The organism is Sodalis sp. RH16 (assembly GCF_047324245.1).
GTDB lineage: Bacteria > Pseudomonadota > Gammaproteobacteria > Enterobacterales > Enterobacteriaceae > Acerihabitans > Acerihabitans ligni.
On the sequence record NZ_CP178737.1, the window covers coordinates 2,321,571 to 2,333,299 of the forward strand.

The window sequence follows — 11,729 nt, forward strand, 5'->3', positions numbered from 1 at the left end:
GATGCGCTTAAATACTCTGTCTCCGGCTGAGGGTTCCAAACACGCGCCAAGGCGTGTTGGCCGTGGCATCGGTTCCGGTCTGGGTAAAACCGGCGGACGCGGTGTCAAAGGTCAGAAATCTCGTTCTGGCGGTGGCGTGCGTCGCGGTTTCGAAGGCGGCCAGATGCCATTGTACCGTCGTCTGCCGAAATTCGGCTTCACTTCGCGCAAAGCAGCAATTACGGCGGAAATTCGCCTGTCCGAGCTGGCGAAGGTAGACGGTGAGGTTATCGATCTGAATACGCTTAAAGCCGCTAACGTTGTTGGCACCCAGATTGAGTTCGCGAAAGTCATGCTTTCCGGCGAAATCAATCGCGCAGTAACCCTGCGCGGTCTGCGTGTCACCAAAGGCGCTCGTGCTGCAATCGAAGCCGCCGGCGGTAAAATTGAGGAATAAGTAGCAGATGGCCAAACAACCAGGATTAGACTTTCAAAGTGCTAAAGGCGGATTAGGCGAATTGCGACGCAGGCTTTTGTTTGTGGTCGGCGCTCTGATTGTCTTCCGTATCGGCTCTTTTATTCCGATTCCTGGTATCGATGCCGCTGTGCTTGCGAAATTGCTCGAACAGCAAAGAGGCACCATCATTGAAATGTTCAACATGTTCTCTGGTGGCGCGCTCAGCCGTGCTTCTATCTTCGCGTTGGGGATCATGCCGTATATTTCGGCATCGATCATCATACAGCTGCTGACTGTGGTTCACCCGGCGCTGGCGGAGATAAAAAAAGAAGGTGAGGCTGGCCGTCGCAAGATAAGCCAGTACACCCGCTATGGCACGTTGGTATTGGGGATATTCCAGTCGATCGGTATTGCTACCGGTTTACCGAATATGCCCGGGATGCAAGGCCTGGTTTATAATCCGGGCTTCGCGTTTTACTTTACCGCTGTCGTGAGCCTGGTCACCGGGACAATGTTCCTGATGTGGTTGGGCGAGCAGATAACTGAACGGGGTATCGGTAACGGTATCTCCATCATTATCTTTGCCGGTATCGTTGCGGGTCTCCCGCCGGCCATCGGCCATACCATTGAGCAAGCTCGACAAGGCGACATGCACTTCCTCGTGTTGCTATTGATTGTGGTTCTCGTATTTGCAGTGACGTTTTTTGTTGTATTTGTCGAGCGTGGCCAGCGGCGTATTGTCGTTAACTATGCCAAACGTCAGCAAGGGCGTCGTGTTTATGCGGCACAAAGTACACATTTGCCGTTGAAGGTGAATATGGCCGGTGTAATCCCGGCGATTTTCGCTTCCAGCATCATTCTGTTTCCGGCCACGATTGCATCTTGGTTCGGCGGCGGTACCGGTTGGGGTTGGCTGACAGCTATTTCATTGTATTTGCAGCCTGGTCAACCGCTTTATGTGTTACTCTATGCGTCTGCAATCATATTCTTCTGTTTCTTTTACACGGCATTGGTGTTTAACCCGCGCGAGACAGCAGATAACCTGAAGAAGTCCGGTGCATTTGTACCAGGCATTCGTCCGGGAGAGCAAACGGCTAAATATATAGATAAAGTAATGACCCGTCTGACCCTGGTCGGGGCAATGTATATTACTTTTATCTGCCTTATCCCGGAGTTCATGCGTGACGCAATGAAAGTTCCCTTCTACTTTGGGGGCACATCTTTATTGATTGTCGTTGTGGTAATCATGGACTTTATGGCTCAAGTGCAGACTCTGATGATGTCAAGTCAATATGAGTCGGCATTGAAGAAAGCAAACCTTAAAGGCTATAACCGCTGATTCGGTGAGCTTGCGAAGTTACGGAGAGGAAAAATGAAAGTTCGTGCTTCCGTCAAGAAGTTGTGTCGTAACTGCAAGATTGTAAGACGCCACGGTGTCGTACGTGTGATTTGCAGTGAGCCAAAGCATAAACAGCGCCAAGGCTAAAAATTCCGGCATTTTTTTCTTGCAAAGTTGGGTTGAGCTGGCTAGATTAGCCAGCCAATCTTTTGTATATCAACGCAACATCGTTTGAGTATCCTGAAAACGGGCTTTTCAGAATGGTGTTGCCGTTTACATTTTTAGGAGTGCATAGTGGCCCGTATAGCAGGCATTAACATTCCTGATCATAAACATGCCGTGATTGCATTGACCGCTATCTACGGTATCGGTAAAACCCGTTCGCAATCTATTTGTGAGAGTGCGGGCATAGCTGAACATGTTAAGATCAGTGAGCTGTCTGAAGAGCAGATCGACACGCTGCGTGAAGCAGTGGCTAAATTTGTGGTCGAAGGTGATTTGCGCCGTGAAGTTACCCTGAGTATCAAACGTCTTATGGACCTTGGTACTTATCGTGGTTTGCGTCATCGTCGTGGTCTTCCAGTCCGCGGTCAGCGTACTAAGACCAACGCCCGTACCCGTAAGGGTCCGCGTAAACCGATCAAGAAATAATCGGGGTGATTAAATAATGGCTAAGGCACCTATTCGTGCACGCAAGCGTGTTAAAAAGCAAGTTTCAGATGGTGTGGCTCATATCCATGCGTCTTTCAACAATACCATCGTAACAATTACCGATCGTCAGGGTAATGCGTTGGGTTGGGCGACGGCCGGTGGTTCCGGTTTCCGTGGTTCTCGTAAGTCTACTCCGTTTGCCGCACAGGTTGCAGCAGAACGCTGCGCTGAAGCAGTGAAAGAGTATGGCATCAAGAATCTGGAAGTTATGGTTAAAGGACCTGGTCCGGGCCGTGAGTCTACCGTTCGCGCGTTAAACGCGGCTGGTTTTCGCATCACTAACATTACTGATGTGACTCCGATCCCCCATAACGGTTGTCGTCCGCCTAAAAAGCGCCGCGTATAACGCCGCTTTTAGGTTAGTTGGAGAAAGAAAATGGCAAGATATTTGGGTCCTAAGCTCAAGCTGAGCCGTCGTGAGGGCACCGACCTGTTCCTGAAGTCAGGTGTTCGAGCGATCGATACCAAAGGCAAGATTGAACAGCCCCCTGGACAGCATGGCGCGCGTAAGCCGCGTCTGTCCGATTACGGGGTGCAGTTGCGTGAAAAACAAAAAGTCCGTCGTATTTACGGCGTTCTGGAACGTCAATTCCGCAACTATTACAAAGAAGCAGCGCGTCTTAAAGGCAATACCGGTGAAAACCTGTTGCAGTTGCTCGAAGGCCGTCTGGACAACGTTGTTTACCGTATGGGTTTTGGTGCCACTCGCGCTGAATCACGTCAATTGGTCAGCCACAAGGCGATCATGGTAAACGGACGTGTAGTCAACATCGCTTCTTACCAGGTTACTCCGAATGACGTTGTTAGCATCCGTGAGAAAGCGAAAAAGCAATCCCGTGTTCGTGCCTCATTGGAACTGGCTGAACAGCGTGAAAAGCCGACCTGGCTTGAAGTTGACGCTGCTAAGATGGAAGGGGTGTTCAAGCGCATTCCAGAACGTACCGATCTGTCTGCGGACATTAATGAACACCTGATAGTCGAGCTTTACTCCAAGTAAGGCTTAGTACCAAAGAGAGGACACAATGCAGGGTTCTGTGACAGAGTTTCTAAAACCGCGCCTGGTAGATATCGAGCAAATCAGTTCGACGCACGCCAAGGTGACCCTTGAACCTTTAGAGCGTGGCTTTGGCCATACTCTAGGTAACGCACTGCGCCGTATTCTGCTTTCGTCGATGCCGGGTTGCGCGGTGACCGAGGTTGAGATTGATGGTGTACTGCACGAGTACAGCACCAAAGAAGGTGTACAGGAAGACATCCTGGAGATTCTGCTCAACCTGAAAGGGCTGGCGGTGAGAGTTCAAGGTAAAGATGACGTTATCCTTACTCTGAATAAATCTGGCATTGGCCCTGTAACCGCAGCCGACATTACCCATGACGGGGATGTCGAAATCGTCAAGCCGCAGCATGTGCTGTGTCACCTGACCGATGAGAACGCAGCAATCAATATGCGTATCAAAGTTCAGCGTGGTCGTGGTTATGTGCCGGCTTCTGCCCGAATTCATTCGGAAGAAGACGAGCGCCCGATCGGTCGTTTGCTGGTCGATGCGTGCTATAGCCCTGTAGAGCGGATCGCCTACAATGTTGAAGCTGCACGTGTTGAACAGCGTACCGATCTGGATAAGCTGGTCATCGAAATGGAAACCAACGGTACGATCGATCCTGAAGAGGCGATCCGCCGCGCGGCGACCATTCTGGCTGAACAACTTGAAGCTTTTGTTGATTTACGTGATGTACGTCAGCCGGAAGTGAAAGAAGAAAAACCAGAATTCGATCCGATCTTGCTGCGCCCGGTTGACGATTTGGAATTGACTGTCCGCTCTGCTAACTGCCTTAAGGCAGAAGCCATCCACTACATCGGTGATCTGGTACAGCGCACCGAGGTTGAGCTCCTTAAAACGCCCAACCTGGGTAAAAAATCTCTCACTGAGATTAAAGATGTGTTGGCTTCCCGTGGGTTATCTCTGGGCATGCGCCTTGAGAATTGGCCTCCGGCAAGTATTGCTGATGAATAACCCGATCACAGGGTAAGGTTTTACTGAGAAGGATAAGGTCATGCGCCATCGTAAGAGTGGTCGTCAACTGAACCGTAACAGCAGCCATCGCCAGGCTATGTTCCGTAACATGGCCGGCTCTTTGGTTCGTCATGAGATAATCAAGACGACTCTGCCAAAAGCGAAAGAGCTGCGCCGTGTTGTTGAACCGCTGATTACACTTGCCAAGACCGACAGCGTTGCAAATCGTCGTCTGGCATTCGCCCGTACTCGTGATAACGAGATCGTGGCAAAACTGTTTAACGAGCTTGGACCGCGTTTTGCGAGCCGTGCCGGTGGTTACACTCGTATTTTAAAGTGTGGATTCCGTGCAGGTGACAATGCGCCGATGGCTTACATCGAACTGCTTGATCGTGCGGCAGAGTCACAAGTTCCAGCGGAAGCGGTTACAGAGTAATCTATAGCCGTCAGCTTACAAAACCCGGCCTTGGCCGGGTTTTTTATTTAGTGCGCCGGGCGCCTGAAACATCACTGGCCGGGCTTCAGGCCCAGCGTGGGATAGTCGGTCAAACCGTGCGCGCCGCCGCCGAACAGAGTGTCGCGGTCATGCATATTGAGTTGCGCTCCGGTGCGCAGACGCTGCGGTAGGTCGGGATTAGCCACGAACGGACGGCCGAAACCGATCAAATCCGCCCAGCCTTCACGCAACGCCGTGCGGGCGCGCTCCGCGTTGTAGTGGCCGGCGTAAATCAGCGTGCCTGGGAACACCTCCCGAAGCCGCTGCTTGAAACCTGTCGGCATATCCGGCGCATCGTCCCAATCTGCCTCGGCGATGTGGATATAGCCCACGCCGATTTCGCCCAGCAGCTTTGCCGCTGCGGTGTAGGTGGTCTCTGGGTCATCATCGACGCAGCCGTTGAGGGTGGTCAGCGGGGCCAGGCGAATACCGACGCGGGTCTGGTCGCCAGTGCCCTCCACCAGGGCTTGCGCTACCTCGCCGAGAAAACGCAGACGGTTCTCCAGCGAGCCGCCATACTCATCGCTTCGGCCGTTGGCGCCGGAGTCGATGAACTGGTTGATCAGGTAGCCGTTGGCGCCGTGCAGTTCAACACCGTCAAAGCCTGCGGCCATCGCGTTGCGTGCGGCCTGGCGGAACTCATCGACAATGGCGTGGATTTCTTCCACCTGGAGCGCGCGCGGTTTGGATGCCGGCACAAAGCTCGGCATACCGTCGCTTTCAGCAACAAAGACATTCACGCCCTCGGCCTGGATGGCCGTGGACGATACCGGGGACTGCCCTTCGAGCAGGCTGATGTGGCTCAGGCGGCCGACGTGCCAGAGCTGCGCGAATATGTGTCCGCCCGCGGCGTGCGTGGCTTGGGTCACCTTGCGCCAGCCGGCGAGCTGCGCAGGCGTATGGATGCCCGGCGTCCATGCATAGCCTTTGCCGAGCGGTGAGATCCAGGTGCCTTCGCTGACGATCAGACCGGCGCCGGCACGCTGCGCGTAATAAGCGGCCATCAGATCGTTCGGCACGTCGCCAGGTTGACTGGCGCGCGAGCGGGTCATCGGCGGCATCACGATGCGGTTGGGCAGTTCGAGGCCACCCAGGAAATAGGGTTGAAACAGCGGGTCTTGGATATCAGACATGAGGGGTCTCCGCGACCGGCGCAGCCGCGCCGGTGGCATGCGTCGGGAAAAGGGACAACAGGTACCAGTCGTTGTCGAGTGGGGCCTTGACGCCGATGCTGAATCCACCGGCGGCACGACGGCAAGCAGTGCAAGTGGTATGGTTGTGATTCAGGATATTGAACAAGGGTCACAGTATGCTGGGTTTACATTTGTAGATTAAGCCCTGTATAAGCCAAATTCTTTTGATATAAAATCAATAATGAAAACTACCTTAGACGAATTACAAGCGTTTGTTGCCGTTGTAGATACGGGCTCAATCACCGCAGCGGCGGAACAACTGGACCTGACCATTTCGGCTACCAGCCGCACGCTCAGTCGTTTGGAGGAAAAGTTACAGACGACCCTGCTGCGGCGCACCACGCGGCGGCTGGAGCTGACTGAGGAGGGAACGGACTTTTTGCAGCACGCGCGCACTATCCTTGCCTCGGTTGATGAAGCCGAAGAGCAAATGGCGGCAAGACGGATGCGGCCTGCCGGACGGCTGCGGGTTGATGCGGCTACTCCTTTCATGCTGCATGTTATCGTGCCGCTGCTGGAGGGGTTCCGTACCCGCTACCCGGACATAGAGCTGGAGCTCCACTCCACCGAGGGCAATATCGATTTGATCGAAAGGCGTACCGACGTGGCGTTCCGCATCGGGCCCCTGAAAGACTCTACTCTACACGCACGCCCCATCGGTAGCAGTCGTGTCCGCGTGCTCGCAAGTCCGGACTATCTGACACGCTATGGTATGCCGACTACGCTGGCCCAGCTCGGGACACATGCTCTTCTGGGATTTAATCATCCCGAATCTCTGAACGACTGGCCACTGCGCGAAGCGAGCGGGGTCACCTTGCACATCAAGCCATCGATTGCATCGTCCAGCGGTGAGACACTCAGGCAAATGGCGCTGTCCGGCCTCGGCATCGTCTGCCTTTCTGACTTCATGACCCGCGAGGACCGCCAGAGTGGGCGGCTGGTGCAATTGTTCTCCACGCAAACCCTTGACGTGCGTCAGCCCATCAACGCGGTGTACTACCGCAACACGACGCTGGCATCGCGCATCACCTGCTTTGTTGACCATGTCACCGGCGTGCTGGGTAAACAGCCATTCGGTGAATGACGGGTGGTCTTTCAATATAAGCAATGCCAGGCAGTTCCAGGGTGTCATTGAACCGTGGCAATGCTGCACCTTATTCCCGTGCCTCTTATCATCGATTGCCCAATGCGTTATTCTTAACCGGCAAGCTATATAGATAAGGAGTGGCTTAGACGATGTGGTTATTCGATGAATGGGCCGAGCAACATATTCAGCAAGCGCAGAAGAACGGCGATTTTGATAATTTGCCTGGATACGGCAGGCCCCTGCAGCTTGATGATGATAGTGCCGTACCGGAGGAGTTGCGCACCGGTTATCGCCTGTTGAAAAATGCCGGCTATTTGCCGCCGGAATTACAGGACCGTAAAGATGCGCTGCAGCTCAAGGATTTATTGCAGGGCATTGAAGATAGCGACGCCAGGCATACCGAGATCGCCGCGCGGTTAAGGCTGCTGGAAATCAAGCTCCGTCAGGCTGGGTTGAGCACTGATTTTCTGCATCAGGGATATCAGCCGCAGCTGCAGCGACGTTTCAGTAAAACGGGGAAATAGAGGGATGCCATAATTGGCTTTACCGCCTATCAACGGCAGAGGATTGAATGAGCAACGTAGAAAACGATTTGCTATAATTGCGCCCGCAGTGAAAAGGCACCCAGTGCCAGGCTTAACTTTTCATACCATTAAGACAGCAGGAAGAGAACATCATGGCTGACAAGTATCAACACACCAAAGGCATCATCAAGGACAATGCCCTGGCGGCACTCCTCAACGACCCGTTGTTTCGCCAGCGCCGCGAAAAAAATCTCAAGGGCAAAGGCAGTTATTGCCGCAAAGGAAAAAACGCAAAGGCCCGCGATTGGGAGGGCAGTGGCAAAATTATTTCACGTGATTTTACCACTGCCCTTCTGCCTGCATACCATTCCCGCGCGAACTAATGTCCTGTCCGCATTGTCCCGTTGTCTTTGTCGCAACGCCCGGCGGAAAATAGGGACTTGATATCCACGCTTATTCTATCGGTCTGCCGGCCTGGGTTTGCTGCTGCTGTTTTAACAAATCCCGAATTTCGGTCAGTAACGTTTCCTCAGCGCTGGGGGGCGGCGGCGCGGCCGGCGCCTCTTCTTGTTTACGATGCATGCTGTTGATAAGTTTGACCACGCAAAATACGGCCAGCGCGACAATAATGAAGTCAAAAATATTTTGCAGAAAAATACCGTATTGCATCACTACCGCCGGCGTATCTCCCTGCGCCGGTTTTAACACCCAGGCAAACTGTTTGAAATCGACACCGCCAATCAGCAGTCCCAGAGGCGGCATAATGACGTTTGCCACCAGTGACGAGACGATTCTGCCGAAAGCAGCACCGATAATCACACCTACCGCCAGGTCTACTACGTTGCCGCGCATGGCAAATTTACGAAATTCCTGCAAAAAACTCATAGGCTTGTTCCCTTAGGTTAATAACAAATTAATTCTAACAAAGGATCACTATTTTGCCAGAATGCTTCGAAGGTGAAGGTTATCGGGCCCTCAATATAAGGAATAGTCCGACATTAAGCGTCCTGTCAACGACCGAGCGGGATAATATCCCTAATAAGAATGAGCCCTTTATTTTACAGCAGCATTTTTGTAGGTCTGGGCGGCCATTTTTTCATTGCCCGGCGCTAGAACCGGGCAACTTAAAAATGACCGAAATATTGTTATGTTAAAACACATTAATATTTTTTATAGAAAGAAGGGGCTAGGTTGGAATAAGCGTTCCACATCGGTAATGAATTTTTTGTCGGTCAAAAACATAATCACATGATCCCCTTGCTGAATATGACTGTTTTTATTGGCGATGATCACCTCGTCGCCCCGGACAATAGCGCCAATAACCGTGCCGGGGGGCAATTTGATGGCGTCGATAGCCCGACCCACTACTTTTGACGTGCTCTCATCGCCGTGGGCGATAGCCTCTATGGCCTCGGCCACCCCACGGCGTAACGAGGACACGCTGACAATATCCGCTTTTCGCACATGGCCTAATAGCGCTGAGATCGTGGCCTGCTGCGGCGAGATGGCGATATCGATCACGCTGCCCTGCACCAGATCCACATAGGCGCGGCGTTGAATCAATACCAGCACTTTTTTGGCGCCCATGCGTTTGGCCAGCATGGCGGACATAATGTTGGCTTCGTCATCATTGGTGATGGCGATAAACACATCGATTTGTTCAATATGCTCTTCCGCCAGCAGCTCCTGATCGGATGCATCGCCGTAAAATACGATGGTATCCTGCAACAGTTCCGCCAGCTCAGCCGCCCGCTGCTGATCGCGTTCAATCAGTTTTACGCTGTAATCCTTCTCCAGCCGCTGCGCCAATCCGGCGCCTATATTGCCGCCGCCGACGATCATGATACGTTTATAGGGTTTTTCCAGTCGCTGGAGTTCGCTCATTACCGCCCTGATATGCGGCGATGCGGCCACAAAAAAGACTTCATCCCCCGCCTCGATAACCGTGGATCCCTGGGGACGAATCGGCCGATCCTGCCTAAATATGGCGGCGACGCGGGTGTCGATATGCGGCATATGCTCGCGCAGGGAAGACAGGGCGTTGCCCACCAGCGGACCGCCATAATAGGCCTTCACCGCTGCGATACTGACTTTGCCCTGGGCAAAATTCACTACCTGCAGCGCACCGGGGTATTCCACCAGCTTATAGATGCTTTCAATAACCAGCTGCTCGGGTGATATCAAGTGATCGATAGGCACGACTTCCGTCGAAAAGAGCCTGGCGGATTCCCGGATATAATCCGCCGAACGAATGCGCGCGATACGGTTGGGGGTTTTGAACAGGGTATAGGCAATCTGGCAGGCCACCATATTGGTTTCGTCGGAGTTGGTGACGGCGACCAGCATGTCCGCGTCTTCCGCGCCGGCTTCCCGGAGCACCCTGGGATGCGAAGCATGGCCCTGGATGGTCCGTAAATCGAACTTATCCTGCAGCTGTCGCAGAGGGTTGGGGTTGGTATCGACGATAGTAATATCGTTGTTCTCCCCCGCCAGGTTTTCCGCCAGCGTGCCGCCAACCTGTCCCGCACCAAGGATGATTATTTTCATTATCTACTCTTCATACTTATTTTGTCCGCGCCGGGTTATCGGCTGTTTGCCCTTTCGTTATCTTAGCGTAAAAGAAACCATCGCCCTCATTCGGGGCCGGCAAACATTGTAAACCGGGCTGCTCGGCGTCACCCGTGCCGGCGAGTTCGGCATCGGCATTTTCCTGCAAAAAGCGCCGGATCTGTTCGCGATTTTCTTCCGGCAATACCGAACAGGTGGCATACAGCAGCGTCCCGCCGGGTTTAAGCCGCGGCCAAATGGCGGTGAGAATTTGCCGTTGCAGCGCGGCCAGTTCGGCAATATCGCTGTCGCGGCGCAGCCATTTGATATCGGGATGCCGCCGGATAACGCCGGTGGCGGAGCAGGGCGCATCCAGCAAAATACGGTCCCACGTTTGCCCCTCGCTCCACTGCGCCGGCAATCGTCCGTCACCGACGATGACATTAGCATGCTGTCCGAGACGCTGCAGGTTTTCTTTGATCCGGCCGGCCCTCTGGGTATCCACATCCACGGCAGTGACCCGGGCCAAGGGAGCCAGCTCCAATATATGGGTGGTTTTTCCTCCCGGCGCTGCGCATAAATCCAGAATATCTTCCCCCGCCTGCGGATCAAGCCACAGCGCGCAGCCTTGCGCCGCCACATCCTGTACCGTCACCCAGCCGCGGTCAAAGCCCGGCAGCCGACCGACATTACAGGGAGTTTCCAGCCTGACCGCCTCCGGCAGCGCCGGGTGGGGGTAGGCGATGATATCCTCCCCGGCCAGCAGCTGCAGGTATTCATCGCGGCTGTTGAACAGCCGGTTAACGCGCAGCCACATAGGGGGCCGCTGATTGTTGGCGTCCATAATGGCCGAGGCTTCTTCGGGGTAAGCGGCCTGCAGCCGTCTAGCCAGCCACGAGGGATGAAGAAAACGGCTCTCCTGGCGGTCGTCGGCGGCCATCAGTTCTTCCTGTCGCCGCTGGAATTGGCGCAATACGCCGTTCACCAGCCCCTTGAGCTGCGGGTGCTTCAACGCAACTGCGCCGTCGACGGTTTCCGCCAGCGCGGCATGAGGGGGAATTCGGGTGAAGAGTAATTGATATATGCCCACCATCAGCAGGTAATGCACCGTTCGCTGTTTGCCGGTGAGCGGTTTGGCCATCAGTTGCCTGATGTATCCTTCAAGCTGCGGCAGCGTGCGCAAAATACCAAAACATAGCTCCTGCAATAATGCGCGATCCTTGTCGGCCAGGGGCGTTTGCAGCGACGGCAACACCTGGCTGAGGGATAATCCTTGATCGAGCACCTGGGCGACAGCCTTCGCCGCCAATGCGCGGAGGTTATAATGTTTATTCATAATTGACCGGAGGATGGTGGAAACAGCCGGAACGTAACCACCCGGTTT

General features: G+C 53.9%; 15 protein-coding genes. 11 read left to right on the forward strand and 4 right to left on the reverse strand.

Annotation, left to right across the window (positions count from 1 at the left end; all coding sequences use genetic code 11):
* Window position 1: 1 nt before the first annotated feature.
* The 8 genes from rplO (at window position 2) to rplQ (ending at window position 4,934) form a co-directional block, all read left to right on the forward strand.
* Window positions 2-436 carry a 50S ribosomal protein L15 gene (gene rplO / locus ACL2XJ_RS10635; protein ID WP_132923646.1) on the forward strand — a complete coding sequence of 145 codons (435 nt, stop codon included), beginning with the start codon at window positions 2-4 and terminating at the stop codon, window positions 434-436.
* 7 nt (window positions 437-443) lie between these two features.
* Window positions 444-1,775, forward strand: coding sequence for a preprotein translocase subunit SecY (gene secY / locus ACL2XJ_RS10640; protein ID WP_132923645.1), 1,332 nt, complete (start codon window positions 444-446; stop codon window positions 1,773-1,775).
* Window positions 1,776-1,808: 33 nt separating this feature from the next.
* A complete protein-coding gene (rpmJ, locus tag ACL2XJ_RS10645; RefSeq protein ID WP_132923644.1) occupies window positions 1,809-1,922 on the forward strand; it encodes a 50S ribosomal protein L36 in 114 nt (37 codons plus the stop codon).
* A gap of 147 nt (window positions 1,923-2,069) precedes the next feature.
* Window positions 2,070-2,426 (forward strand): 30S ribosomal protein S13, encoded by a 357-nt coding sequence (gene rpsM, locus ACL2XJ_RS10650; RefSeq protein WP_132923643.1) that lies wholly within the window; start codon window positions 2,070-2,072, stop codon window positions 2,424-2,426.
* A gap of 16 nt (window positions 2,427-2,442) precedes the next feature.
* Window positions 2,443-2,832, forward strand: a complete 390-nt coding sequence (rpsK, locus tag ACL2XJ_RS10655) for a 30S ribosomal protein S11 (protein ID WP_025420689.1) — start codon at window positions 2,443-2,445, stop codon at window positions 2,830-2,832.
* 30 nt (window positions 2,833-2,862) lie between these two features.
* Window positions 2,863-3,483 carry a 30S ribosomal protein S4 gene (gene rpsD, locus ACL2XJ_RS10660; RefSeq protein WP_132923642.1) on the forward strand — a complete coding sequence of 207 codons (621 nt, stop codon included), beginning with the start codon at window positions 2,863-2,865 and terminating at the stop codon, window positions 3,481-3,483.
* A gap of 25 nt (window positions 3,484-3,508) precedes the next feature.
* Window positions 3,509-4,498, forward strand: coding sequence for a DNA-directed RNA polymerase subunit alpha (locus ACL2XJ_RS10665; RefSeq protein WP_132923641.1), 990 nt, complete (start codon window positions 3,509-3,511; stop codon window positions 4,496-4,498).
* Window positions 4,499-4,538: 40 nt separating this feature from the next.
* Window positions 4,539-4,934: a 50S ribosomal protein L17 gene (gene rplQ, locus ACL2XJ_RS10670; protein ID WP_132923640.1), complete on the forward strand. Its 396-nt coding sequence runs from the start codon at window positions 4,539-4,541 to the stop codon at window positions 4,932-4,934.
* A gap of 71 nt (window positions 4,935-5,005) precedes the next feature.
* Here rplQ and ACL2XJ_RS10675 read toward each other — a convergent pair whose 3' ends face one another.
* The gene (locus ACL2XJ_RS10675) at window positions 5,006-6,127 is read right to left on the reverse strand and encodes an alkene reductase (RefSeq protein ID WP_413726463.1); all 1,122 of its coding nucleotides are present in this window, start codon (window positions 6,125-6,127) and stop codon (window positions 5,006-5,008) included.
* A gap of 241 nt (window positions 6,128-6,368) precedes the next feature.
* On the opposite strand from ACL2XJ_RS10675, the gene ACL2XJ_RS10680 reads away from it, so the two are divergent.
* The 3 genes from ACL2XJ_RS10680 (at window position 6,369) to ACL2XJ_RS10690 (ending at window position 8,181) form a co-directional block, all read left to right on the forward strand.
* Window positions 6,369-7,271, forward strand: coding sequence for a LysR substrate-binding domain-containing protein (locus tag ACL2XJ_RS10680; protein WP_413726464.1), 903 nt, complete (start codon window positions 6,369-6,371; stop codon window positions 7,269-7,271).
* A 152-nt stretch (window positions 7,272-7,423) separates the two neighbouring features.
* Entirely contained in the window at window positions 7,424-7,798 is a 375-nt protein-coding gene (locus ACL2XJ_RS10685; protein ID WP_132923637.1) for a DUF1992 domain-containing protein, read from the forward strand.
* Between the two features lie 152 nt (window positions 7,799-7,950).
* Window positions 7,951-8,181, forward strand: coding sequence for an alternative ribosome-rescue factor A (locus ACL2XJ_RS10690; RefSeq protein WP_203522941.1), 231 nt, complete (start codon window positions 7,951-7,953; stop codon window positions 8,179-8,181).
* A gap of 70 nt (window positions 8,182-8,251) precedes the next feature.
* On the opposite strand, the gene mscL is transcribed toward ACL2XJ_RS10690, so the two are convergent.
* The 3 genes from mscL to rsmB form a co-directional block, all read right to left on the reverse strand.
* Window positions 8,252-8,683: a large-conductance mechanosensitive channel protein MscL gene (gene mscL / locus ACL2XJ_RS10695; protein ID WP_132923635.1), complete on the reverse strand. Its 432-nt coding sequence runs from the start codon at window positions 8,681-8,683 to the stop codon at window positions 8,252-8,254.
* 285 nt (window positions 8,684-8,968) lie between these two features.
* A complete protein-coding gene (gene trkA / locus ACL2XJ_RS10700; protein ID WP_132923634.1) occupies window positions 8,969-10,345 on the reverse strand; it encodes a Trk system potassium transporter TrkA in 1,377 nt (458 codons plus the stop codon).
* A gap of 16 nt (window positions 10,346-10,361) precedes the next feature.
* Window positions 10,362-11,681, reverse strand: a complete 1,320-nt coding sequence (gene rsmB, locus ACL2XJ_RS10705; protein WP_413726465.1) for a 16S rRNA (cytosine(967)-C(5))-methyltransferase RsmB — start codon at window positions 11,679-11,681, stop codon at window positions 10,362-10,364.
* Window positions 11,682-11,729 lie beyond the last annotated feature (48 nt).

Excerpts from the sequence above, each read along its gene's own strand:
- rplO (WP_132923646.1), top strand. The coding sequence starts at position 2 with ATGCGCTTAAATACTCTGTCTCCGGCTGAGGGTTCCAAACACGCGCCA.
- secY (WP_132923645.1), top strand. The coding sequence starts at position 444 with ATGGCCAAACAACCAGGATTAGACTTTCAAAGTGCTAAAGGCGGATTA.
- rpmJ (WP_132923644.1), top strand. The coding sequence starts at position 1,809 with ATGAAAGTTCGTGCTTCCGTCAAGAAGTTGTGTCGTAACTGCAAGATT.
- rpsK (WP_025420689.1), top strand. The coding sequence starts at position 2,443 with ATGGCTAAGGCACCTATTCGTGCACGCAAGCGTGTTAAAAAGCAAGTT.
- rpsD (WP_132923642.1), top strand. The coding sequence starts at position 2,863 with ATGGCAAGATATTTGGGTCCTAAGCTCAAGCTGAGCCGTCGTGAGGGC.
- ACL2XJ_RS10665 (WP_132923641.1), top strand. The coding sequence starts at position 3,509 with ATGCAGGGTTCTGTGACAGAGTTTCTAAAACCGCGCCTGGTAGATATC.
- rplQ (WP_132923640.1), top strand. The coding sequence starts at position 4,539 with ATGCGCCATCGTAAGAGTGGTCGTCAACTGAACCGTAACAGCAGCCAT.
- ACL2XJ_RS10675 (WP_413726463.1), bottom strand. The coding sequence starts at position 6,127 with ATGTCTGATATCCAAGACCCGCTGTTTCAACCCTATTTCCTGGGTGGC.
- ACL2XJ_RS10680 (WP_413726464.1), top strand. The coding sequence starts at position 6,369 with ATGAAAACTACCTTAGACGAATTACAAGCGTTTGTTGCCGTTGTAGAT.
- ACL2XJ_RS10685 (WP_132923637.1), top strand. The coding sequence starts at position 7,424 with ATGTGGTTATTCGATGAATGGGCCGAGCAACATATTCAGCAAGCGCAG.
- ACL2XJ_RS10690 (WP_203522941.1), top strand. The coding sequence starts at position 7,951 with ATGGCTGACAAGTATCAACACACCAAAGGCATCATCAAGGACAATGCC.
- mscL (WP_132923635.1), bottom strand. The coding sequence starts at position 8,683 with ATGAGTTTTTTGCAGGAATTTCGTAAATTTGCCATGCGCGGCAACGTA.
- trkA (WP_132923634.1), bottom strand. The coding sequence starts at position 10,345 with ATGAAAATAATCATCCTTGGTGCGGGACAGGTTGGCGGCACGCTGGCG.
- rsmB (WP_413726465.1), bottom strand. The coding sequence starts at position 11,681 with ATGAATAAACATTATAACCTCCGCGCATTGGCGGCGAAGGCTGTCGCC.